We start from the raw sequence: 22,959 nt of genomic DNA, 5'->3' as shown, positions 1-22,959 counted from the left end.
TCAGAGAGCGGTACCGAACGGCGCGGGGCCGCTTTCCGCGAGGGCGGCCCCGCGCTTCAGCAGGTCGAGGGCAATCTGCACGGTCTCCAGCCAGATCTTGTTCTGCGCGGCCTCGTGCAGGGGCAGGTTTCGCAGGCCGGTGCCCCGGGCGCCCACGTACCCGGCGCACTGCTCGTCGCTTCAGTCAGCTGTCTTCTCCCAGACCCGTCATCCGGAGGTGGCGCGACGAATGCCCAGCCATTGAAGTGCCGCACAGAAGCGCTACCGAGCGGACGCGGCCCCAAGGACGAGCACGACCAACGCAGGTCTACCGCCGCCAAGGCCGAAGGAACGTCACGCGATCACCACATGCCGTCCGCAGCCCGTCGACCTAGGCTGGACAGCGGCGCGCGATGCGCCCGCGCAGAGGCCCCGGCCCTCCACCACTGCGGGGACGTCGCTCTGTCACGCGCCAGCCTCCGCCGGGACGCCACAAAGGACGCTCATGCCGATCCCACGTCACCTGAAGGCACAGCGCCGCGTAAGCGCCCGAGGGGTGCGTGAGCTCACCTTGCAGGAGGTCCGCGACGAGCTGCGGGCGGTCCTGACAGGCGTCCAGATCCTCTTCGCCTTCCTTCTCGGTCTCGCCTTCACCGGGCGCTTCACTCAACTCGACGACTTCGACGTCGGCGTCTACATGGCGACGCTGCTACTCACTGTCATCACGACCGCCATCATCGCGACCCCGATCACCTTGCACCGCCGCATGGGCCACAGCGGTTCAAAACCAAACATCATCCCCATAGCGGCACATCTCGCCAAGATCGGTCAGGCATGCCTCGCCCTCACTTTGAACGGGGCCGTCCTGCTCGTTTCCGACGTCGCACTCGGACGTCCCGCAGGACTGTGCGTCACACTCATCACCGTGCTGATCTTCACAGGGCTGTGGTTTGTACTCCCCCAGGCGCTGCGCCCCACGAAGATCAAGCGGAAATCAAGGGCGGAGCACCTTCCCCCCGCCTCCTCCGACACCCAGGAACCGCGCGAGCAGTGAACCCGAGCCGTGCGCACACAGCAGGCTTCGCCGGCTTGTGCGTGAGGCGGGCAGGGAGCCTACGCGCGCCGGTTCCCTCAGCGCCGCAGCCCGTCCTCGTCCGCGTCCGGCGCGGACGCCGAGCGCGGATCCCCGGCCCGGTCACCGTCCATGGCATGGACGAGGGCGACCACACGTTCCCGTAGGCCGGCGCAGGGCGGGACGCCGGCCGTGTCCCGCATCCGCCTGACCCGGTGCGGGCTCAGTACCTCCAGTCGGGCGGTGGCCACGTCGAGCGCGTCCTCGTCGCCGGCGGTCCAGGACGCGGCCATGTCCTCCACGACGCGACCGGGGCGTTCCCACACATGGGCCGGAAGCCGCCACTCCAGGAGGTCGCCCAGCACCGAGCGGGCCCGGCCGCGAATCTCCTGAGAGATGCCTGTTTCGGGTGAACCGCCCCTAGAATGCATGGAGTCAATGTAGCGACGGCTCCGCGCAGCACGGGGGTGAACCGCGGCGTGACCGACTACGTCGTGGCGGAACAGGAAATCGCCGCCCACGTCTTCGTCCCCCTCGACGGGACACCCTCCGACACCGGCCGGACGACCCTGGCCGGGGTGTGGGACCGCTTCCGCAGGCATCAGGAGGCCCACACCTCCGTGTTCCAGGCCCTTCCCGTGGAATTCCCGGCCGGCCTGCCCCGCGCGCCGTTGGACGGATCGCTGCCCTTGGCGGCCGTGCAGTCCGCCGACGGGCTCGACCAGGCGGTGCTGCGCCTCGACCAGGATGTGCTGAACGTGTCGCTGCTCCTCGGCGCGGCACCCGACCGGACCTGGCCCGACCTGGAACGGCGCGTGGAGCGGATCGTCGGCCCCGTGACGTCGGCCCGGGTCGGCGCCGTGACGCTGCTGCTCGGCAAGGCGCCCGTCGACGGGGCTGACGTGCTACGGCCGGCGTCCCCGCGCCCGGCACACGACACGGATCCCGTACGGCGCCTGCGCATGCTCGTCCCGGCCGGACACGACAACCGGCTCGGGGCCTGGGCGTGGTCCGCCGACGGCGGGCCGGAGATGCCGCCGTTCATCCGCTACCTGATGCACACGAGTGTCCTGCGCTATCAACTCGCCGTGTACGGCAGGCTGCGCGGCGACTGGTCGACGTCCACCGGTACGGCGCCGCGCGCCCTGATCCGGGTGCCGTTCGCCACCGCGGCGGGATACCGGGAACTGTCCGATCCCGTCGAGCAGTTGCACGCGATGCGGCGCTGCGTGGACGCCGCCTGGGACAACGCCCTGCAGGCGCTGGGCAGATGGCGCGACACGCACGGCGCCGAGGTGGCCGGCACAGAGGTACTGGACGACGACCGGGCGCTTGCCGCATGGTTCACGCGCACGCTGGAGGACACCGTGGTGCACGCCGAACTGGGACTGCGACAGCCCGCACCGCCCGACACCACCGCACCGCGCGACACCACCGCGCCGGACCCGCGTGATCTCGCGGCGGCCGACACGCGCGAGGAGCCGGGTCCGTCCGAGCACGCCGAGGACGACGCGCCCGAGTGCAACGAGGACGACGAGGACGACGAGGACGTGCGGGTGCTCGCCGTCGCCGACGAGTGGTTCCCCGCCAACGGCGGCCTGTCCACTCTCAACCGGCTCCTGTGCGCGGCCCTCGCCCGAGCGGGCGCGGACGTCACGGTCCTGGTGGTGACGTCGGACGAGGAGGAGCGGGCGGACGCGCGGGACCTCGGCGTGCGGCTGCTGGACACGGGGAGACCCGGCCACTCCGGCCGTGAGGCACTGATGCGGCGCCCCCCGCTGCCCGCGGGGTGGGTACCCGATCTGATCATCGGGCACGGACGGGTCAGCGGCTCGGCGGCCCGGGCACAGGCCGAAGACCACTTCCCCGGCGTGAAACGGCTGCAGGTCCTCCACGTCGAACCGGAGCAGGCCGAATGGAACCGGGCCGCGCGCCCCGAGGGGGATGTCGGCGCCCTCGTCGACGAGCGGACCACACTCGAACTCGAGCTCTGCCGCGGGGCATGGCGCACGGTGGCGATCGGACCGCGACTGTGGGCGACCCTCATCGAACGGCGGCGGGTACCCGGCTTCGGCGACCTGGGGCCGCCCCTGCGGATCGACCCCGGCTTCGACGCGGGCCCGACCGCCCAAGGCCCTCCGCCATCCGGCACGGTGCCACGGATCCTGATCCTGGGCCGTCTGAAGGACGAGACCATCAAGGGACTGGACATCGCCTGCCGCGCGGTGGGGCGGGCGGTACCGGAACAGAGCCGGCCCGGTCGATGGCAGCTCGTGGTGCGCGGAGCCCAGGACGGCCAGTCCGCCGAGTTGCACGCACGCGCGTCGGACTGGGTGAACGAGTCCGCCGTCGACGTCAGCGTCCTGCCCTACATCGCCGATCCGCGCCGGATCGCGCAGGAGGTGGCCGGAGCGGCGCTCGTCCTGATGCCCTCGCGGGCGGAGGCGTTCGGCCTGGTGGGCCTGGAGGCCGTCATCGCCGGCGTTCCGGTCCTGGTCAGCGGGCGCAGCGGACTCGGAATGCTGCTGCACGCCACGCTGCCGGCCGAGGAGGCGGAGCGGGTGGTGATCAGGGTCGACGCCGGTCGCAACCGGATCGAACAGGACGTCGACCGATGGGCGCGGGTGATCTCCTCGGTCATGTACGACCTGCCCGGTGCCTTTGTACGCGCCGGGGACCTGCGCAAACGCATGGCGGACCGGATGCCGTGGAGCACCGCCGCGGATCGGGTGCTGAGATGCCGGCACGGAATGGACGACGAGGAGTGAGCGGCACGATGGGCCGACGGCAGCGGGTCCCGTGCGGCGCCGCGGTCGGGCTCCGTCGGCCTGCCCGGTGGCCAGGTGCCTCGGCCCGGTCCCGTCGTCCGGAGCGGACCACGGGACCGGAGCCGGCTCCACCGCCACCGGTGGGCGCGGCTCAGTGGGTCTGCACGGCTTCTGCCCCCCTTGTGAATCGGTCGGCGGAAGAGGCCCGCCGAGCAGTCCCAGGGGACCACTCGGGCGGGCACCGGCAGCCGGTGCTCTGGAACACACTGGAAAGCTCTGGAGCGCACGGTGGGCACAGGTGACCGTCGCACAGCCTCAGCAACACCGGGCGGCGGCGCCGGACGGGCCGATGACGACCGGTCGGGGCTGCTGCAGCAGCTCGCCACCGAGCTGAACCGGGCCCTGATCCGAGCCGAGAAGCGGCGCGGCCACGGCATGGACCGCGCCGAACTCGCCCGTCGGCTGAACGTGTCCGTCAGCAGCCTGTACGCCTACCTGAACGGGACGACGCTGCCGGGCGGCGACGTGTTCGACGCGCTGCTGGGCGCGCTCGGCGTCACGGGTGCGGAGGCCGGCCGGCTCGGCACCCTGCGGGATGCGGCGGAGACGGCCCGGCGGGTGCGCCCCACCGTGACCCGCGCCCCGCGGCAGCGCCCCGCCGGCCGCCCGGTTCCCCGCCAATTGCCGCCGCCCACCGCTGGGTTCGTGGGGCGCAGGGCCGAACTGACCCGTCTCCAGGGCTTGCTGGGCGCGGGGCCGGCACCGGCGACCGGACCCGGGGTCATCATCACCGTCGAGGGAACCGCCGGAGTCGGCAAGACCACGCTCGCCGTGCACTGGGCGCACCAGATCCGCGACCGGTTCCCGGACGGGCAACTGCACGTCGGTCTGCGCGGGTTCGGCGCCGAGGAGCCGATGGATCCCAGCGAGGCGTTGCACGGGTTCCTCCAGGGCCTGGGGGTCGCGCCCGCGGCCGTCCCCGCGGATCTGCTCGCAGCCTCGGCACTGCTGCGCACCCTGCTCGCGGACCGCAGGGTCCTGCTGCTCCTGGACAACGCCCGCTCCGCCGAGCAGGTGCGTCCGCTGCTCCCCGGCGGCCCTGGATCGGTGGCGATCGTCACCAGCCGCAACCGGCTGGACGGTCTGGTGGTCCGGGAGGGAGCGCGTCGCATCACACTGGACGTGCTCCCCCGGTACGACGCCCACGCCCTGCTCGCCCAGCGGATCGGTGCCGAGCGGGTGGCCCGCGAGACACGGGCGACCGTCGAGCTGGTCGACCTGTGCGCCCGGCTGCCGCTGGCGCTGAGTGTGGCCGCGGCCCGGGTCACGGTCGGTCCCGACGACTCCTACGCCCACCTGGTCGCCGAGCTCCGCGAGGCGCGCGCACGGCTGGACGTGCTGGGGCTCCAGGACGCCGACGTGGATCTGCGCACCGTCTTCGACCAGTCGTACGACCTGCTTCCGCCGCCCGCGGCCCGGCTGTTCCGGCTGCTCGGCTGCCATCCGGGACCGGACTTCGACGGTCCCGCCTGCGCGGCACTGCTCGGCACCCCCGGCACTCCACGGGCCCTGCTCGACACCCTCACCACGGCGCACCTGGTCCAGCAGCACGCGCCCGGCCGGTACCTCCTGCACGACCTGCTGCGGATCTATGCCAGGGAACGCGCGGAAGCCGGGCCGGAGGGTGAGCGCCGGGCGGCCACCGAACGTCTGCTGCGCCACTGCCTGCGGGCCGCCCGGCACGCCGACCGGCGCCTGGCACCGTGGCGGCCCGAGAGCGGCGCCCCGGACCCCGCGGCGTCACCGGCCATCGAGGACAACCGCGAGGCGATGGCCTGGTTCGAACACGAACTCACGTCTCTCCAGGCCCTGATCGCCCTGGCCGCCGCGTCCGACGGGCTGGAACCCTACGCGTGGCAGCTGGCCGACGCCCTGGCGGTCTACCTGCGCCGCTCGGGCCGGCGCCACCAGCGCGCCACCGTACACCGCCTGGCCCGTGAAGCGGCCGACCGCGCGAAGGACCGGCGGGCCTGGGCGACCGCCACCCGCTGTCTCGGCGACGCCCTGTCCCGTCTGCACCGCTTCGAAGAGGCCCTCGACCTGCTGCGCACCGTGCTGCGCACCTCCCGGACCCTGCAGGACTGCGAGGGCATGCGCGCCGCGCGGCTCTCACTGGTGCGGGTGCACAGCGCGCGCGGCGATCACGCGCGGGCGCTGCCACACGCCCGGCTCGCCCTGGCCATGGCCGAGCGGACCGGAGACCCGCTGGCACTCGCGGACGGCCTCACGTCCGTGGCCCAGCAGGAAGAGCAACTCGGCCGGCACGCCGCGGCGCTGGAGCACGGGGGTCAGGCGCTGAAGCTGTACATCCGGCTCTGGCACCTCGACGGTCAGGCGGCGATCCTGCTGTGCCTGGGGCGGGCCGAACACGGACTCGGCCGGCACGCGACGGCGGTCGCACACTACGAGGCATCGCTCGACCTCGACCGCGCGCTGGGCGACCGCTATCGGGAAGCACACGCCCTGGACCATCTCGCGGACGCCGAGGCGGCCCTCGGACGGCAGGACCGGACGCGTCGGCTGCGCGAGGAGGCAGTGGCCGTGTTCGAGGAACTGCACCATCCCGACGCCCGCCTGGTGCGCGTCAAGCTCGGTCCGGCCGACGGATCGCCGACGAGTGGCGACGTGCCTCGGGCGTCCGGCCGGTCTCAGGCGTCCGACCAGCACAGCCCGTAGGCATAGCCCACCCGCAGGTCCGTGAAGTCGGCGATCACCGTGCCGTCCGGTGCCACGCTCAGCTCCGGCGTTCCGGGGTCGCGCTGGTAGATCACGGCGGTGGGGACCCCGTCGAGCCGCCAGACGGTCCCCGGCGGCCGCCCGGCATCGAAGTGGACGCGCAGGCGGAACCCGTCGCTCCGGGTCAGCGGGACATGGACGAAGTGCGGCGCCATGCGCTGCACCGACGGAATGCGCAACCGCAGGACGTAGGTGTGGCGGTGGCCTGCCGGCAGCGGGGCGGGCAGCGCGAGTTCCTGCCGGAAGTGGCTTTCGTAGGGGTGTTCAGGACGCCGCAGCTGCCCGCCCTGTACGAGGGAGACGTGCAGCTCGTGCGTCGTCCGGGTGTCGTCGGTGTGCCGGGGCACGCTGAAGGCGAGCGGGATGCGGGTCAGCCGGCCGCACGTGGAGACGACGACGCGCCGCTCCACCGCCTCGGGGGACGAACCGCCCAGCCGCAGAAGCGTCTCGACCCGCTCCACGTAGTAGCCGTGCGGATCGGTGCGGGCGCAGTCCGGCGGACACACCGGGCCGCCCTCACCGGCGGTCGGCGGGTCCCACGGCGGCGGCGTCAGCTCCGTCGGCCCGGCGGCGGGATCCCGGTCGCGGGCCCGCCGGACCTGGCCCCAGAACGTGGCCCACCGCTCCCGGTCGCCTCCGCACGCCTCGACGACGGCCAGGGCGACCTGACGGGAGGGAAACGTGATCCCGCGCATCGCGTCGCTCACCGTGGTGCGCCCGTATCCGGTGCGGTACGCGAGCTGTTCGAGGGTGAGGCCCGCCGTGCCGCGCAGGTCACGCAGCCAGAAGGCGAACAACCGGACCGGTGAGCCGTCGAGTTCTATGTCCCTGACAGGACGCCCCATGGCCACGACTCCCGTCCGCCAGGCCTGCTCGTCCCGTCCAGTCTTCCACAGGCCGGGGGATTCGGGGGGCCCGCGCACAGCGGTCCCCGCGGACGGTCCGGGGTTTTCCGGCGATCGTCCGGTTTCCCGCAAAGCCGTTGTGCCGCCGCTCGGCGCGCTGTTAAACAGAAACACGTCGCAGTAACGCTGTCGGTGCCGTTTCCGGCCGAACGCCAGGAGAGTCCATGGCCGTTTACCGAGGGATGTCGGGGGCGACGCGTTTTCCTCCCGACGTCGCCTCCAGAATGGAGCAGTTCGGTCGTTTTGAATTCGACCCCTCGGAAGTCTCCATCGACGCTTCCCGCGTGTGGAGCGAACTGCAGGCTCCGTTCCTGGACTTCGCCCGGTCCGATCCGGAGGAATTCGCGGCCGAATTGGCCGACGCCGTGTCCTCGGCGGGTGGTTTCGCACTGTTCGGTGCGGCCAGGACGATCTGGAACCTGGTCGGATCCGACTTCCGCAGCCCCGCCTACGACCGCGTACGGATGGCCGCCCTGGAGTTCCTGCGCTCGCACGGGGTGCCCGCCGGCCGGATCTCCGCGCACGACATGCGCTTCTGGCAGGAGCAACGGGACGAACCGTGGCTCGTCGGCCGTCCCCGGCCGACGGCGGAGACACTGATCACCCCGCTCGCTCCCGGCGAGATGCGGCCCGTGGCCCGGGTCACCGCCGAGGCCGACGCCGACGTGGTGTACGTCCAGGCCGGTGCGGGCGGCGGCTACCGTGCCGTCGTCGAGGCGCCGTACAACGACACCGACCGCTCCCGGGTCCGTCGCGACTGGTTGGGGGCCTCCACCCTGCACGAGCTGTACGCCCGGATCGGCGAGGCGTTCCAGGTGCCCGTGCACTGGATCTGCGACGAGCTCGAACCCTTCATTCCGCTGCCCCGTCCCCGGCTGTAGGCGATCCGTCGCCGCGCCGTCGGTCCGGAGGAGTTTCCTCCGTCCCGTGCACGGGCCTTTCGAGCGAACCGGGGGAGGTCACCGCACCGTTCGCCGGCCCGTAGGGTGAGCACCCGGTCCACGACCGGGTGCTCATCCCTGTCCGGCTCATCCCTGTCCGAAGGCCGCCCGCGACACGTCCCCTTCGAGGGATGCCTGGTGGAACAGGTAGGTGTCGATGTGACCGATCCGGATCAGCACACAGAACCGCTGCGCCGACTGGACGGCCGCCGCGACCTTCGCGTACTCGCGCCGCAGGAACTCCACGGCGGCCTGGTTGCCCACCGAGCTCTGGCCGCAGACCAGGAGGACCGGCCGGGTCGACTCGGCCGGGGTGAAGCGCGCCACCAGGGCGTACTCCTGGATTCCCCGGTCGAAGCGGTACAGCCGCCCGCCGACGTCGATGGCCACCGAGTCGTCCCCGGGCCCGAAGGGACGGATGGACACCCCCGGCAGATGGGCAGCCAGATGCCCGCCGGTGCGGGGGTTGGCTCCCCCCTCCGGACCGCCGATGCAGAACTCCGTCCGGTCCCCGTTGCCGCCCAGCAGCGTCCCGCCCTCCACCGTCACCCGGCAGCCCAGCTCCGCGAGCAGCACCGCCAGTTCGACACCGGCGCGCGCGTCCCGGTGATGCGCGTTGCCCGGAGAACCGTGCTTGCTGCCGAGGACCATCAGACAGCGCTCCCCCGGTCGTACCCCGAAGAAGGCCGCCTTACGGTACAGCGCCCGGCGGCGTCGCCCGCCCCTCCACAGCCATCCCAGAACGGCACCCAGCAGGCTGGTGACCAGACCCAGTGCGATGTTCGCCAGGGCCGCGTCCATCAGCGCCCGCCCCACCCGGCGGGGGCGCCCGGACGGCCGCCTTCCTCCCGCTCGTTCATGTCCTGGACGGTCGTGCACCGCCCGCCGCAGCCCCGGTGTCGCCACGACCGGGTCCGGAGGGCCGCTCCAGGGCGTGGAGCACGGCGACGGCCCGTTCCCGGATCGGCTGCGGAGCGGCCACCTTGCCGTCCGCCGCCCCGAGCTCCTGTGCGCCGGAGCCCATCCTGAGGACCCGCCGGCCGCTGGTCTCCAGCCGGGCGGTCAGTGCGTCCAGGGTCTCCGCGTCCCCTCGGCCGACGGCCGCGCCGAGCTCGGTCAGCAGCCGCCCGGTCTCGTCCCACGCGTCGGGCGGCAGGCGCCAGTCGAGCAGGGCACGCAGCGCCTGCTGCACTTCCCGCGCCAGCTCCCGCCCGATCGGTGCGCTCATTCGTGCTTCCCCTCCATCGTTTCCATCGTTTCCGTCGTTTCCGTCGTTTCCGTCGTTTCCGTCGTTCTCCTCGTCAACGGCCGGTGTGCACGTACGGCGCCCACACGGCCGGTGTGTCGGCGTAGCGCCCGCGCAGGCCGCGTACGATGCCGTGCAGCGCCCTCCCGGTGTCGGTGACGTCGAGTCCGCCGCCGTAGCGCCGCAGCGACCGGTACAGGTGCCGGGTGAGCCGCAGCGACACCAGGTCAGCGGCTTCCCACAGGGCGCCGACCACCTGCGGGTATCCGGCGGTCTGGAATGCCGAGGTCAGATGGATCGCCTCGTCCGGCAGGCGGTCGGTGCGCGCGGTGTGGCAGGCGAGCAGCACCGCCAGCTGTGCCAGCGGAAGCCGTTGCCGGACGACGCTCCCCACTTCCAGCGGTCCGTCGGCGAGTTCCAGGCGGCTGCGTGACGGATCGGTGGGATCGCTGATGCCGTGGCAGGCGAAGTGGACGGTGGCGGCGGACGGCAGTGCGGACAGCACGGTGTCCACACGAGCGGCGGCGCCGTCGAGCACACGCAGCCCCGTCAGGGTGCGCGCGACCGCCCTGATCTCGTCGGCGGACACTCCGGCGGCTCCGTGGTCGCCCGTCGGCTGGCCCACCGCCAGATGCGGCCCGGTCAGAGCGCGGGTCAGCGGTGCCTGCCTGGCGTGACGCAGCGCCCGGATGCCCGGCGTGTAGGACGAGGCGGCCCGGTCCAGCACCGACCGCCGCGTGCCCAGTTCCGCCCGCCGGTGGTGGCCGGCGGCGTGCAGGGGCAGGTGTGCCAGCGGGCCGGAGGCCGACCACCACAGCCGGGGCACCCGGTCGCTCGGAGTGCCCTCGGGAATCGGCTCGTCGAGCCCGGCCGCGTCGAGCACGGGCCCGGCGATGCGGTCCCACAGCAGTTCGAGGGTGGTGAAGACCGTCTCGGCCGCCTCCGCCTGCCGTGCGGGCGGCGCGTCCAGGTCCACGGCGACGGCGGTCAGGAAGTCCTCGGCGACATGGGCGAGCTGCCCCTCCGTGACATCGAGCCGTACGGTCCTGATGGCGTCGTGGCGGACCACCAACGCGTCGCAGCGCAGCCGGTCGACGTTGATCAGGGCGATCGGTCCCCAGGCCGCCTCGGCCCGCATCTGCCCGGCGGTCGGGGCCCCGAGGAACGTTCCGAAACCGGGCCTGGCCCTGATGTCGTCGAGGAGCCTGCGCCATTGCCCGTCGACCGCGTGCCGTTCGCGCACCCCTGCCGGCTCGCCGCCTTCCGCGGTGTCCGCGTCGGCGTGCATGCGCTCCGACAGGCGGGTGAAGGCGTCGGCGAGGTCGGGGTGGGCGGCGGCGAGGTCCGACACGTCCCCGCGGGCCTCCAGGTCCTGGCTCATCAGCACGGCGCGGCCGAGTTCCAGCAGGGCCGCCGCCTGTTCGGTGCGCCCCGCCGCGAGGGCGACCGCACAGCCCGTGCGGCCCAGGCTCGTCCCGGCGAGCTGGTCCGGCACGTCCGCGGCGGCCCCGTCGGGTGACGGACCGAGGTAGCGGCGGCCGAGCAGGGCCCTGCGCGCCACGGCCTGGCGGTCGTCACGGCGCAGTGCCGGGGAGGTGAGCAGCGGCAGCATCTCCAGAGCCACGGCGGCGGCGTCCGTCGCCAGGTCCCAGTCGCGCCGCTCGATCGCGCCCCCCAGGGCGGTGCGCGCGGACTCGAACCGGGCCGCGGGCGGCAGCAGTTGCTCCGTCTCCGGCCGCCAGGAGACATCGGTCTCCTCGACTCCGTACCGGTCGCCGCGCAGTTCGGCGTCGGCAAGCCGGGCGAGGTCCTCGATCTGGCCGAGTGCGGACGGCAGCCGCTCCAGGAACTCCGCTGCCGGCCCCCCGGCGCCCCGCAGTTCCTCGAACAGGGTTCTGCTCCGGTCCAGGAGCCGCAGTGCCTGCCGGACCTGGCCGGGGTCCCTGCCCAGCACGGCGGCGTGCGTCAGGGTCTGGGCGTGGAGGACGGCACAGCCCAGCCAGGCGGCAGAGTTCTCGGGCAACCGGTCCAGGGCCCAGCGCAGGGCGTCACGAGCGCGCACCGCGGTGGGCAGGTGTCCGTGCAGGGCGCCGATCGTGCTGCGCTTGTCCTCCACCGCGCAGAGCAGGTCGATGTAGCGGGAGCTGGTCGGTGACAGGGTCGCGAGTATCTCGTCGCCCTGACGGACGGCGTCGACGAGGTCCGCGGTGTTCTCGCTGAAGGTGAACCGCGCGACGAGCACCGCCATCAGGACGCTGCCCGCCCAGCCCCGGTGACCCGGCTTCAGCGCGGGATCGGCCAGATGGTCCCGGAGCTGCCGCTCGGCCAGGGCCAGCCTGCGGGGGTCGAGCGGGATGTCTCTCATGCCGGCCAGACCGTGGAAGACCGCCTCGGCCTCGGCGGGCAGTCCTGCCAGGTCGGCCGGGTCCTGCGGGTCGGGCGGACCGGCGGCCGCGGGCGGGCCGGGCGGCCAGGTGAACGTGGCACCCGGCTCGGGCGGGGCACCCCCGAAGGGGCCGCCGGATTCCGCGCGCCCCGGTACGGCACCCGGATCGGGCACGCCGTCGCGCCGGAAGGAGGCGAACTCCTCCGGCCCCGGTCCCGGGGAGCGGTACCCGGGCGCCGGCATCGGCTCGGTCACCACGATCGGGGGCAGGTCGGGGACGGGGGCCAACGGCCCCATGAGCGGACGCAGCCGCCTCAACAGGGCGCCGGTGTTGAACGGCAGCATCCGCATGAGCCGGAGCATCTCGGCGCACGCCGCCCGCTTCTGCGCGATGTGCGGCTGCCACGGGTGCCCCGGCGGCAGCTCGCGCTGGAGCTGATCCCACAGCGCGTCCGAGCGGGCGACGTCCTCCTTGGAACCGCTGAGAACGGCCCGTCCCGTCAGCAGGGAGGCCGTGTTCGCGGCGTACGTGCCGTGGTCGTCGGGCGGGCCCAGGACCCGGAACCGTTCCAGGTGGTGCAGCGCCTCGTCGACCGTCGCCAGGTCCATGGTCCGCCCCAGGGACGCCATCAGCGCCAGGGCGAGCATCTCATGTGCGGCGGCGACGTCGTGCGGATTGCGCCGGTGGCCGCGGGCCGCGTCCCGCTCCACGGCCGCGAGGGCCGTACGGGCGGCCCGCACCGCGAAGTCCACGGCCTTGTGGTCCCGTCCGTCGGCACGGAACCGGGTGAGCGCCGCGTGGACGGCGGTGCGCCCGACCAGGTCCGCCTCCAGGTGATCGGGGGTGACGGACTCCTGGGCGGCCCGGGCCCACTGCCAGAGCGCCGCGAGGGCCTCGGTGTCACCGGATTCGTACCGGAAGGCGGCGGCCTGCGCCAGGCGGAGCTGCACGCTGCACCGGCCCAGGTCGCCGGGCGGCAGCGCGGTGGCGAGCCGGGCCGCGTGGTGCTCGATCGGTTCCACGGTGCGGCCATGGCGCGGCAGCGGCCGCTCCAGGTAGACCGCGGCGACGGCGACCGGGTCGTCAGGGCTCCGGCCCTGCGTCTGCGCGGCGAGGTGGTGCTGCACGTCACCGGAGAGCCGGTAGTCCCGGTGGTGCTGGGACAGGGTGCGTTCGGCCAGCCACAGATGCAGCACCCAGGAGGGGCGCGACGCGTCGTCCCGCGGGCCGACGTCCAGCGCGTACTCCATGACGGCCGCGGCGGCCACGGCGGCGTCCCGCCCTCCGCCGTCCCACGCCAGGTGCAGCAGACCGGCCGCGGCCGGCAGCAGGCCTGCGGAACCGGCCCCGGCCCCGGCCCCGGCCACGTACCGCTCTGTCTCCGCCGACCAGTTCGCCGCGCAGCGCTTCATGACACGGTCCACGACCGCCCGTAAGTTGGACACGCGGCCAGTTTCCCCATTCACGAGCCGCCCCAGGCGGTTTCCGGAATTTTCCGCCAAACCCATGGCCGGCGCGCCCCGAGAGCACCACCTGTCTCAAGGCACCTGCCGGACCTCGGAATCCCCCACCAGCAGATCGATCAGAAACGAAAAGGAACGTTCAGAAAGCGAAACACTCGTTCTCGTTCAGGAAAGCCCGCAGCGGTAATAGCGGAATCGCACTATTCCTCTGGACGCGATTGACTCCTGCGCCTCACAATGGCCGAATCACGGCTGCGGTGAATGGCGGCCATCGGGGGAAGCCATCGGGGGGCGGGGGAACATGGTCGACGGGGGAATTGCCTCCTGGTGCCGTGCGTGCGGTCGGGGAGGTATGGAGGGCGGGTCCTGTCAGCATTGCGGTGTTCCTCTGGAACCCCCCTCCGTTGAAGGCGACCGGACGGGACGCATAGTCAGAATCGGCGGGCCGCTGAGTCTGACCAAAGCGCTTGCTCTGAGGGATTCCGGTGACACCGTCACATCCGTCGTCCCGAGCGGGGACCTGATCGAGCTGTCCGGTGACGAGTTCGACCGGCTCAGGCAGGTCTCCTTCGACGGTCCACGGGTCATGAGCGCCGCGGGCCGGCTGTGGGCGGCCATGAAGGCACGCGACACCGGCCGGGTGCGGGCACGGTGGCCCAGCGCCGTCGTCGAGGAGGAGGCCGGCCGGCGGTCCATGGCCTCACTCGGCTCACGCCGCGCCGCCGCCCTCGACGCCATGGCACTGAGCCGGCTGATCCTCACCCGAAGACTCGGCCTGGCCCCTACCGAGCTCATCTGGTACCAGGCGTACACGGCGTGCGTCGTCGGAGACACCTCGGTCATGCTGCACCACCTGGAACGGCTGCCCCGCGCCGGCTACGCCGCCCGCGTAGACCTGATGCTGGCACGGCTGACGGACGTCACCGCGGACACCTCCCTCACCGCGCGCGCGACCGCCCAACTCCGCCCGCTCGCCGGACACATGGTGGAGGCGGACGCCCTGCTCGTCGCCCTCGACCGACGCGAAGCCGCACGGGCCGCACAGATCGTCGTGCCGTACGCGGACGTGGTCGCGGCGGCCCGGTCCGACGGCCGGCTCGGGACCGCGGCGCGGTGCATCGCCGGAACCGGGGAGGATGCCGAGGATGCGCCGCCCGCCTCGAAGCCGACGGATCCGCCCACGGTCCGGACCCTGTTCGGATATCTCGCGTGTCTCGCGGCCGGGGCGGCGGGCCCACGCGGCGCGCTCCCGGACGGCCTCGACCGCCTGCGCGACCTCGACCCGGCCCTCCTCGACGACCTCATCGACCGCGGTGCCCTGGGCCCGAGCGCCGTCCTGCCCTCCTTACCCACGGAACACCCTCCGTTGCAGCCGGACCGCATGCCGTACCTGCGGTGCCGGCTCACCCCGGGCGAGGCCTCCGAAGCCGACTTGGCCGCCACCGGTTTCACCGCCGAGCGGGCACGGCGCGCCTTTCTCGCACAGGATCGGGCGGCGCTGGACGCCCTACCCGACACGGATCCCGCCGTACGACGCTATCGGGCGCTGGACGCCTGGCGGCGGACGGGGCGGCCCGAGCGCCTCGACGGGCTCGGGCCGGAGGCGGAGCCGCTCGCGGAAGGGTTCGACGCACTGCGCGCGGCGATCGCGGCCCGTCCGGGCGAGGCCCAGACCGTCCCGGAGGCCGTCGCGGCCGACCCGTCGTGCTGGCGGCTGCTCACGGCCGAGGCCCGGGCAGGCTCGCTCCGCGCCGGCGACGCCGCTCGACACCACCCGCGCTTCGTGGAGTGGCTGGACATATGGCGGGTGGCCGGGCTGGTCCTCGACGGCCAGTGGATACAGGCCGCGGCGGAGGGCGACGCGCTGGCCGCCCGCGCCGGCACCGCCGCAGTGCGGGCGGAGGCACTGAACCTGGCCGCCTGCGCGCGGGCCGAGCACGGCGACACGGAGGGCGCGCTGACCCGGCTGGACGAGGCGCTCGACCTGACCGACCGCACGGCACTGCTCGTCAACGCGTCGCTGGTCGCGGCGGAGCGGAGACCGATCGCGGCTCTGCCCTACCTGACGCGGATCGCCCAAGGCACCGCCACCGCCACCGGGGGCGGCCCGACCGCGGCGCGCGAGAACGCCGTACGGGCCGCGATCGGCTGCTGGCAGGCCGACAAGGAACTCGACGGCTGTCCGCCCGAACTGACGGACCTGGTCCGTTCGGCACTGGGCGACCGGGTCCTGGACACCGAGCTCTACCGGCTGCTCCTCACCCTCACCACGGCCTACGACCCCATGTGGCTGGCCGACGGCAAGGCAGGTGTCGCCGCGTCCGGCCCGGAACAGGGTGCTCTGCTGAACTACTACCGCACGCGCGCCCGTCTGATGGCCCCGGAGCACGAGGTGGGCCTGTCGGACGTGGCGGGCGTCCTGGTCAGGCTGGCGCAGGAGGACGACGCCTACTCCTGGGTGAGCGACGAACTGCGCGGAGTCGTGAACCTGCTCAACGAAGGCGTGCACTGCGAGTTCGGCACGGCGGTCCACCTCACGCCCGCGATCGAGGTCCTGCTGGAGAGCGGGTCACTGGACCCCGTCCCCCGTCTCGTCCTCGGAGCCCAGGCGGCCGCGCACCTGACCGTGTACCTCGCCGGCGCGGGCCAGGACATCGATCCCGCGGTCGAAAAGAGACTTCTCCTGGCCCCCTGCACGGACCTGCTCTCCGGAGCACTCGACGTGCCGGAGTCCATGGACGAGGCGGTCCGCGAGGAGCTCTCGCGGTGCCTGTGTGTCAGCGCCATCCGGGTGCTGGAGAGCACGCAGCGCACCGTCGACGACCGGGCCGACAGGTGGGCCCGGCTGATGGACGCCCAGCCCGCGCCGACGGGCCGTGGCACGGCCTCGTTCACCCGCCTCCTGACCGGACTTCTGAACGACGTCGACGAATGCACCGCCCGCCTGCGGGCCTTCATCCGCCTCCTGACGGACCTGCCCCAGCACGAATCCGCCCGTCAGATCGCCCAGTTGCTCACCAAAGCGGTCCTGACGTGGTCCGCCGAGACCACCCGCCTGCGCTCCGCCGTGGAAGGACCCGCCGCATGAGACGCAATCCCTACCTCGTCCTCGGCGTCCTCTTCGGCGCGGGGCGGGAAGAGGCCAACATCGCCTTCGTCCGGCGCACACGAGCGCTCCGCCGGGGCCTCGCCCAGGGCGATCCCACCGATCTCACCTGGGCGTTGAACCGGATCGACGAGGCCGGCGGTGATCCGGCCGACCGCATGGACGTCTTCCGTGTCCCGGCGCTCCCGGAAGCGTTCGAGGGCGGCGGGCCAGGGGTGTTCGAGCCCGGTCCGGAGCCCCTGGCCGCGCGGCCCGGCGACCGGCGACGAGCCCTCGGAGAACTGCGTGAACAGGCCGCCGTGGACTGGGTGAAACACCTGGTCTCGCTGCATGCGTCCCGCACCGGCCCGCTCGTTCCGTGACGGTCACGGCCTCGCGGCGACATCCCTCAAGGCCCCTTGAGGCCACAACGCGACTAGGGGGAGCGTTGTTCAAGAAGACTCTGCACACGATCGGCGACCGGCTCACCGAGATGATCGATCTCGTCCGTGACGTCGACCGACGCCTGGACAAGCTGGAGGTCATCGCCCTGGTCCGGGAACCGGCCGCGGCGACCTCCGCGGACGCCTACGACGGCCTGCGCAAGCAGGTCGTCGCCTCGGCCACCGCGCGCTGGGCCCATCTGGCACAGCTGGCACAACTCGACGCGGCCCTGGCCCAGGGCGCCGGCCAGGAGGTCATCCGTACGCTCGCACAGGGATGGATCACCCAGGCGGCGCTCGAACGCGTCCGCGACGGTGAACATCCCGAGGCCGACCTCCTGTTCGAACTCGTGGAGGACCACGGCGGCCCGCTGGAGGTGCTGGAGCCCGCCTACGTGGACGGGCTCACCGGCCGCCTCGTCCGTCAGGGCCGCGCCCGTCGCGCCGAGCCCTTGTCCACGTCCGCGGCCGCCGGGCCGGCAGCACTCACGACGTCGGAGGAGCCCGACCGGCCCGAAGAGCCCGCGGGCTCCGCCGGACCCGGTTCGACGGGCCCCCAGCCGCCGCCCGGCACGGCTCAGGATCGCCGTACGGCCGGTATCGGCGCGACGGCCGTCCCGGAAGCCCGCCCGAGCCAGGAAGGCAGATGACACGGCATGGTCGACGACGCCTTCGGCATCGACTTCGGCACGACGAACAGTGTGCTGGCACGCGCATCCGCCACGGCCGTGGAGGCCGTCGCGCTGGACGACCGCATTCCGGCGGAATGGGCGAACACCGGACTCGACCTGGTCCTGCCCTCGGTCATGGCGTTCGAGGACGAGTCCCCGGTGTTCGGCTGGGCCGCCAAGAACCGGCACGACGAACGACTGGAGGCGGTGAAACGGCTGCTCGCCGCAACGGACTCCGTCACGGTCGGCGCCCGGACACTGCCCATCGAGACGGCCGGGGCGATGTTCTTCCGCCACATCCAGCAGCGGGCGGCGGCAGGCGGTCTCACGGCCGCCCTGGACCGCGCGGTCGTCACCATCCCCGCCAACAGCCGCGGCCTGGCCCGCTACCGCACCAAACTCGCCGCCGGCCTGGCCGGCATCGAGGTCGCGGCCCTGATCAACGAGCCGACGGCCGCCGCCATGGCCCATGCCCGGACCATCGGCCAGGACCAGCGGATCCTGGTGTTCGACTGGGGCGGCGGCACCCTGGACGTCACGGTCCTGGAGTCGGTCGACGGGGCCTTCATCGAGCAGGCGTCCAAAGGCATCCAACGACTCGGCGGCATCGACGTCGACCAGCTCTTCGCCGCCGCCGTGCTCCCCAGGATCAGCGGAGCCGCGGACTGGACACCGGCCCGGCGCAACCTGTTCCGGCTCAACCTCGAACGCGCCAAGGTCGAGCTCAGCCGGCAGGAGGAGACCCAGGTCGCGCTGCCCGGCGGCGGCTTCGTCCGGGTCACCCGGCAGGAACTGGAAGAGTCGATCAAGCCCATCGTCGAGCGCACCCGCGGTCCGGTGGAAGTCTGCCTCAGGGACAGCCCGGGGGCGGTCGACCACCTGGTCATGGTGGGCGGCAGCTCGAAGATGCCCGTCATCAGGCGTTTCGTGACCGACCTGGTGCACGCCGAACCGAGCGAGGGCGTGGACCCCATCACCGCGGTCGCCGAAGGGGCCGCCGTCGCGGCCGGCATCCTGTCGGGCAGCATCACCGACCTGGACTTCTTCGTGGGCACCGAGCACGCCCTCGGAGTCGTCGTCCACAACGACCACTCCGCCCCCGAAGGCGACTTCTCCACGCTGATCGCACGCAACACCAAGTACCCGGCCCGTGCCACCGACTACTACGTACCGGGCAAGGACTACCAGGAAGCCATCGACATCGTCGTGGTGGAGGGTGATCCCGGCCACCCGATCCGGCACGAGGACAACGTGGTCCTGAAGAACTGGACGGTCCCCCTGCCCGCCAAGCGGCGCAGGGAGGAATCCGCCTTCTCCGTGACCTACGAGTACGACATCGACGGCATTCTGCACGTCGAAGTCACGGACCAGCAGTCCGGCGACGTCTTCATGCGGGACGAACTCACCTACGGCACGGGGCAGGAACGCAGCCGGCTCCCGGAACTGCGCCGACAGGTCGACGAGGTCATGAGCTCCGTCGCGCCCGCCGGTCCGGCGTCCGCGGACCCCGCGCCCGCCGGCCCCTTGCTCGCTCCCGCCTCGGCGGAGGCGATCCGCAAGGCCCGCGACAAGGTGCTGCCCTTCCTCGACGACGCCGAACGCGACGCGATCGGGGAACTGGTCGGCACGCTGGAGCGCTCCGGCGGCTCACCGGAGGAAGAGGACCACCGCCTCGCCCTGGAGCGTGCCCTGCGCCGGCACGCCTACCTGCTGTGAAGCGGCACACGCGCCTGCCGGACGCGAGTACGCCGCCGTAGGCGGGCTCTCAGAGGAAAGCCAAGAGAAAAGTCACACGGGAAAGAAACCGAGGGGAACTCATGTCACAGGGATTCACGTACGCCGTCGACCTGGTTCTGGTGATCGACGCGACAGGCAGCATGGGCGGCACGATCGACCGCGTCAAGGCCGGCGCGCTGCGCTTCCACGACGAACTCACCAAGGTCATGGCGGAGAAGGACAAGCACGTCGACGAACTGCGGGTCCGGGTGGTCGTCTTCCGCGACTTCTACGCCGGCGACGAGGAGCCCCTCGTCGCCTCGGACTTCTTCGCCCTTCCCGAGGAACAGGAGAAGTACGCGCGCTTCGTCGACGCGATCGTGGCCACCGGCGGCGGTGACGAGCCCGAGAACAGCCTGGAGGGACTGGTGGAGGCGATGCGCTCCCCGTGGACCACAGCGGGCACCAAGCGCCGGCACGTCATCGTGATGTGGACCGACGCCAGCAGCCACCCGGTGGAGAAGAACGCCGGCCGCAAGCCGTCCAACTACCCGGCCGGCATTCCGTCGGACTTCGACGCCCTCACGGACCTGTGGGAGGGACAGGAGGTGATGGACGCCAACTCCAAGCGGCTGGTGCTCTTCGCCCCCGACGCCTACGCCTGGACGGACATCTCCAACCACTGGGAGTCGGTGCTGCACTACGCGTCGAACGCCGGCATGGGACTGTCCGACATCGACTACGGCACCATCCTCGAGAGCATTGCGAACAGCATCTGATGCGACACGCCAAGCAGGGGCCCTCGGCCGGCGCCGAGCACGGCCAGGTCCCGTCCGTTCCCGCCGCGTCGCTGCCCGCCGCCTTCGTGAAGGTGTCGATCGAGAAGCGCGAGGGTCAGGGAGAGGACGCCCCGCCCCTCGCGCAGGTCGTCGTACCGGAAGCGCTCGTCGTCGGGGCCTTCGACGGCCTCGGCGGCGCGGGCGCCACCGTGATCGAGACCCGCGGGGGACCTCGCACATCGGCCTTCGTGGCCTCCCGGCTGGCCGAGCGCGTCTCGCGGGGATTTCTCGAACGGGTTCTCAGCCAGGACATCGGGTCGCCGCCCGATGCGTGGAAGGGCGGCCCGGGCCTGGGCGAGTTGCTCGCCACGAACCTGAAGCACGAGTTCCGGAAGTGGTCGGAGGAGGCCGGCACCACGGGAAGCCGTATCCGCGGCGGTCTGATCCGCCCGCTGCCGACCACCCTGGCGCTCGGACTGGTGCAGTTCCTCGACATCGGGCCGTCCCTGGAGGTCCTCTGGGCCGGGGACTCACGGGTCTACCTGCTTCTGCCCCACGACGGCCTGCACCAGCTCACGGTCGACGATCTGAAGTCGGGGGGAGACGCCATGCGCAACCTCAAGGAGGACTCCCCGATGTCGAACCTGGTGTCGGCGGACGGCAGGTTCACCATCAACAGCCATGTCGTGGCGCCCATGCCATGGCCCGCCGTGGTGATCGCCGCGACCGACGGCTGCTTCGGATTCCTGCGCACCCCCGCGCACTTCGAGGACCTTCTGCTGTCGTCCATGCGCCGCGTCGCCGAGCAGGACGGCGACTGGGCGGCCTGGGGCCTGGAGCTGACGGACCGCCTCGGTCCGGTGACCGGTGACGACTCCACGATGGGCATGGCCTGTCTGGGCTGGCCGTCGTTCCGGGCCATGGCGCAGCAGTTCGCCGACCGGCAGCGACACATCACCGGCATGGCCGCGGGGGTCACCAGCGCCGCCAACGTGTACGACCGCGCCCGGCGTGCCGCCGACGAGGCCAAGGCCGAGTACGAGACGGCCGTGAACCGCTTGTGGCAGGAGTACAAACCGGGTTACGAGCAACTGCTCCACACGACGGAGCCGACCCCCGGCAAGCCCCCGGGCGCGCCACCGGGCGCGCCGCCCGCCGCCCCGCCCGTCATGGCGGCCCGGCCCGGCGCCGAGGGCGAAGTCCCGCCGGGATCCCGCGCCGCGGCCCAGCCTCCGCCCGACAGCGCGGAGGCTCAGGGCGCCTGGAACAACCCGTCCACCGCCGGACCCGGTGGCGGGGAGCCCACCAGCTTCGGCCCCGCCTCACCGCCCGGGCCGGGCGGGCCGGGCGGGCCGGGCGGGCCGGGCGGGCCGGGCGGGCCGGGCGGCCCGGGCGGGCCGGGCGGCCCGGGCGGGCCGGGCGGCCCGCAGCGCGAGCGGAACGGCGGCGACGAGATGACCGCACTGGCGGACCAGGTGCTGGTCGCCGGAAACGACTCGCGCATGCCGTACGGCAACACCTCGGCCCCCGCGGCACCCGAGCATTCCGGGGACCGCCGTCCCGAGGGGGGTGAAGGATGGTGACCGCCGCCATGTCGATCGCGGGCTACGTCCTCGAACGGCCCTTCTCCAACGCAGGCGGCGGCCAGAGCGAGTGGACCTTCGCGCAGAAGAACGGCACGTCGTACTTCATCAAGCGCTTCCTCAAACCGACCTATCCGGTCGACGGGGGCCCGGGCAGTCCGGCGACGAAGGCCCGCAAGCGGACGCAGTGCGAACGGTTCGAGGCGCACCACCGCACGGTGCAGCGCCTGCTCAACCCGCTGAGCGGGACCGGCGGGAACCTGGTCGTCACGCGGGACTTCTTCCGGCATGAAGCCCGCTACTTCAAGGTGACCGATCGCGTGGACAGCAGCCGGCTGCCGCTGGACGAGATCGCCCGGTTGCCCGTCGGGGACCAGATCAGCCTGATGCTGGCGGTCGGCAGCAGCGTGCACCTCCTGCACCGCAACGCGCTGGTGCACGGCGACCTGAAGCCGGACAACGTGCTGGTCCGTCACAGCACCGGTCACGTCTTCGCCACCAAGCTCATCGACTTCGACAACTGCTTCCAGGCCGGAGCTCCCCCGGAGCCGGACGAGTTGGTGGGGGACCCGACGTACTACTCGCCGGAGCTGATGTCGTTCATGAACGGCGCCGGACCGGCATCCGCCATCGGACAGGCCTCCGACGTCTTCGCGCTCGCGCTGGTGTTCGCCCAGTACCTGACGGGCCAGTTGCCCTCCGCGGACCGCGGCGGATACCTGGCCGACAATCTGCTGCGGGGCGACGAGATGACGCTGGCGGCCGTGACGGCGGACCGCGAGCCGGTCCGTGAACTGATCGGTGCCATGACGGCCGTCGACCCGGCCGGCCGCCCGACCGTCACCACCGTCATCGAGAAGCTCAAGGAAGCCCGGCGACGTGCCAAGGGTCTGCCCGTCGGATCGCCCGTCGGCTCCGGAGTCGGCACCTCCCGGGCGCCGGGTGGCGGCCCCGGGCTGAGAGGGAAGGGAATCCGCACCGGAAGCTCCACGGACACGACGTCCACTCCCACCCTCAGAGGCACGGGCCTGGGACCGCCCAAGTCCGAGAAACCGGTCACGTCCGCGCCGAAACTGAAGGGGAAGCTCCTCGACCAGGCCCGAAAAAAAGCGGAGGGCTGCTGAG

The 22,959-nt window shown here is 72.5% G+C and carries 17 protein-coding genes; 11 read left to right on the top strand and 6 right to left on the bottom strand.

From position 1 onward, the window contains the following. A complete protein-coding gene (locus ACIPSA_RS18440; RefSeq protein ID WP_402636724.1) occupies positions 1-156 on the bottom strand; it encodes a hypothetical protein in 156 nt (51 codons plus the stop codon). A gap of 328 nt (positions 157-484) precedes the next feature. Here ACIPSA_RS18440 and ACIPSA_RS18435 point away from each other — a divergent pair, with 328 nt between their 5' ends. Beyond that, the gene (locus ACIPSA_RS18435) at positions 485-1,033 is read left to right on the top strand and encodes a DUF6328 family protein (RefSeq protein ID WP_402635701.1); all 549 of its coding nucleotides are present in this window, start codon (positions 485-487) and stop codon (positions 1,031-1,033) included. 77 nt (positions 1,034-1,110) lie between these two features. Here the strand turns inward: ACIPSA_RS18435 and ACIPSA_RS18430 are convergent, their stop codons facing one another. Further along, positions 1,111-1,482, bottom strand: coding sequence for a CATRA system-associated protein (locus ACIPSA_RS18430; protein WP_402635699.1), 372 nt, complete (start codon positions 1,480-1,482; stop codon positions 1,111-1,113). Between the two features lie 48 nt (positions 1,483-1,530). On the opposite strand from ACIPSA_RS18430, the gene ACIPSA_RS18425 reads away from it, so the two are divergent. Next, positions 1,531-3,819 carry a CATRA conflict system CASPASE/TPR repeat-associated protein gene (locus ACIPSA_RS18425; RefSeq protein ID WP_402635697.1) on the top strand — a complete coding sequence of 763 codons (2,289 nt, stop codon included), beginning with the start codon at positions 1,531-1,533 and terminating at the stop codon, positions 3,817-3,819. Between the two features lie 288 nt (positions 3,820-4,107). Then, positions 4,108-6,555, top strand: coding sequence for an ATP-binding protein (locus ACIPSA_RS18420; protein WP_402635695.1), 2,448 nt, complete (start codon positions 4,108-4,110; stop codon positions 6,553-6,555). Here ACIPSA_RS18420 and ACIPSA_RS18415 read toward each other — a convergent pair. Next, a complete protein-coding gene (locus ACIPSA_RS18415; RefSeq protein ID WP_402635692.1) occupies positions 6,528-7,460 on the bottom strand; it encodes a helix-turn-helix domain-containing protein in 933 nt (310 codons plus the stop codon). The genes ACIPSA_RS18420 and ACIPSA_RS18415 overlap by 28 nt on opposite strands. 224 nt (positions 7,461-7,684) lie before the next feature. On the opposite strand from ACIPSA_RS18415, the gene ACIPSA_RS18410 reads away from it, so the two are divergent. Beyond that, positions 7,685-8,401, top strand: a complete 717-nt coding sequence (locus ACIPSA_RS18410; protein WP_402635691.1) for a hypothetical protein — start codon at positions 7,685-7,687, stop codon at positions 8,399-8,401. A 147-nt stretch (positions 8,402-8,548) separates the two neighbouring features. On the opposite strand, the gene ACIPSA_RS18405 is transcribed toward ACIPSA_RS18410, so the two are convergent. From ACIPSA_RS18405 to ACIPSA_RS18395, 3 genes are all read right to left on the bottom strand, one after another. After that, on the bottom strand, positions 8,549-9,262 hold the full coding sequence (locus ACIPSA_RS18405; protein ID WP_402635689.1) for a hypothetical protein: 714 nt from the start codon (positions 9,260-9,262) through the stop codon (positions 8,549-8,551). 55 nt (positions 9,263-9,317) lie between these two features. Beyond that, positions 9,318-9,689, bottom strand: coding sequence for a CATRA system-associated protein (locus ACIPSA_RS18400; protein ID WP_402635686.1), 372 nt, complete (start codon positions 9,687-9,689; stop codon positions 9,318-9,320). Positions 9,690-9,762: 73 nt separating this feature from the next. After that, positions 9,763-13,539 (bottom strand): CHAT domain-containing protein, encoded by a 3,777-nt coding sequence (locus tag ACIPSA_RS18395; protein WP_402635683.1) that lies wholly within the window; start codon positions 13,537-13,539, stop codon positions 9,763-9,765. A 604-nt stretch (positions 13,540-14,143) separates the two neighbouring features. On the opposite strand from ACIPSA_RS18395, the gene ACIPSA_RS18390 reads away from it, so the two are divergent. The 7 genes from ACIPSA_RS18390 to ACIPSA_RS18360 all read left to right on the top strand — a co-directional run bounded on the left by ACIPSA_RS18390 (position 14,144) and on the right by ACIPSA_RS18360 (position 22,958). Beyond that, complete coding sequence (locus tag ACIPSA_RS18390; protein WP_402635681.1) at positions 14,144-16,645, top strand: hypothetical protein; 2,502 nt, start codon at positions 14,144-14,146, stop codon at positions 16,643-16,645. Then, entirely contained in the window at positions 16,642-17,025 is a 384-nt protein-coding gene (locus ACIPSA_RS18385) for a hypothetical protein (protein WP_402635679.1), read from the top strand. Before ACIPSA_RS18390 ends, ACIPSA_RS18385 begins: the two co-directional genes overlap by 4 nt. A 65-nt stretch (positions 17,026-17,090) precedes the next feature. Further along, the gene (locus tag ACIPSA_RS18380) at positions 17,091-17,735 is read left to right on the top strand and encodes a hypothetical protein (protein ID WP_402635677.1); all 645 of its coding nucleotides are present in this window, start codon (positions 17,091-17,093) and stop codon (positions 17,733-17,735) included. Between the two features lie 6 nt (positions 17,736-17,741). Further along, positions 17,742-19,472 (top strand): Hsp70 family protein, encoded by a 1,731-nt coding sequence (locus ACIPSA_RS18375; protein WP_402635675.1) that lies wholly within the window; start codon positions 17,742-17,744, stop codon positions 19,470-19,472. A 101-nt stretch (positions 19,473-19,573) separates the two neighbouring features. After that, a complete protein-coding gene (locus ACIPSA_RS18370) occupies positions 19,574-20,251 on the top strand; it encodes a vWA domain-containing protein (protein ID WP_402635672.1) in 678 nt (225 codons plus the stop codon). Then, the gene (locus ACIPSA_RS18365; RefSeq protein ID WP_402635670.1) at positions 20,251-21,834 is read left to right on the top strand and encodes a hypothetical protein; all 1,584 of its coding nucleotides are present in this window, start codon (positions 20,251-20,253) and stop codon (positions 21,832-21,834) included. Before ACIPSA_RS18370 ends, ACIPSA_RS18365 begins: the two co-directional genes overlap by 1 nt. Then, the gene (locus ACIPSA_RS18360; protein WP_402635667.1) at positions 21,828-22,958 is read left to right on the top strand and encodes a serine/threonine protein kinase; all 1,131 of its coding nucleotides are present in this window, start codon (positions 21,828-21,830) and stop codon (positions 22,956-22,958) included. Before ACIPSA_RS18365 ends, ACIPSA_RS18360 begins: the two co-directional genes overlap by 7 nt. Position 22,959 lies beyond the last annotated feature (1 nt).

Origin of the sequence: Streptomyces sp. NPDC086549 (assembly GCF_044746205.1) — a bacterium.
In the GTDB taxonomy this organism is placed as follows: Bacteria; Actinomycetota; Actinomycetes; order Streptomycetales; family Streptomycetaceae; genus Streptomyces.
The sequence above is the reverse complement of the archived record's forward strand: the minus strand, read 5'-3'. Positions and strand labels throughout refer to the sequence as shown.

Coding starts and splice junctions, on each gene's coding strand:
- ACIPSA_RS18435 (WP_402635701.1), top strand. CDS start 485: ATGCCGATCCCACGTCACCTGAAGGCACAGCGCCGCGTAAGCGCCCGA.
- ACIPSA_RS18430 (WP_402635699.1), bottom strand. CDS start 1,482: ATGCATTCTAGGGGCGGTTCACCCGAAACAGGCATCTCTCAGGAGATT.
- ACIPSA_RS18415 (WP_402635692.1), bottom strand. CDS start 7,460: ATGGGGCGTCCTGTCAGGGACATAGAACTCGACGGCTCACCGGTCCGG.
- ACIPSA_RS18410 (WP_402635691.1), top strand. CDS start 7,685: ATGGCCGTTTACCGAGGGATGTCGGGGGCGACGCGTTTTCCTCCCGAC.
- ACIPSA_RS18405 (WP_402635689.1), bottom strand. CDS start 9,262: ATGGACGCGGCCCTGGCGAACATCGCACTGGGTCTGGTCACCAGCCTG.
- ACIPSA_RS18400 (WP_402635686.1), bottom strand. CDS start 9,689: ATGAGCGCACCGATCGGGCGGGAGCTGGCGCGGGAAGTGCAGCAGGCG.
- ACIPSA_RS18390 (WP_402635681.1), top strand. CDS start 14,144: ATGAGCGCCGCGGGCCGGCTGTGGGCGGCCATGAAGGCACGCGACACC.
- ACIPSA_RS18385 (WP_402635679.1), top strand. CDS start 16,642: ATGAGACGCAATCCCTACCTCGTCCTCGGCGTCCTCTTCGGCGCGGGG.
- ACIPSA_RS18375 (WP_402635675.1), top strand. CDS start 17,742: ATGGTCGACGACGCCTTCGGCATCGACTTCGGCACGACGAACAGTGTG.
- ACIPSA_RS18370 (WP_402635672.1), top strand. CDS start 19,574: ATGTCACAGGGATTCACGTACGCCGTCGACCTGGTTCTGGTGATCGAC.
- ACIPSA_RS18365 (WP_402635670.1), top strand. CDS start 20,251: ATGCGACACGCCAAGCAGGGGCCCTCGGCCGGCGCCGAGCACGGCCAG.
- ACIPSA_RS18360 (WP_402635667.1), top strand. CDS start 21,828: ATGGTGACCGCCGCCATGTCGATCGCGGGCTACGTCCTCGAACGGCCC.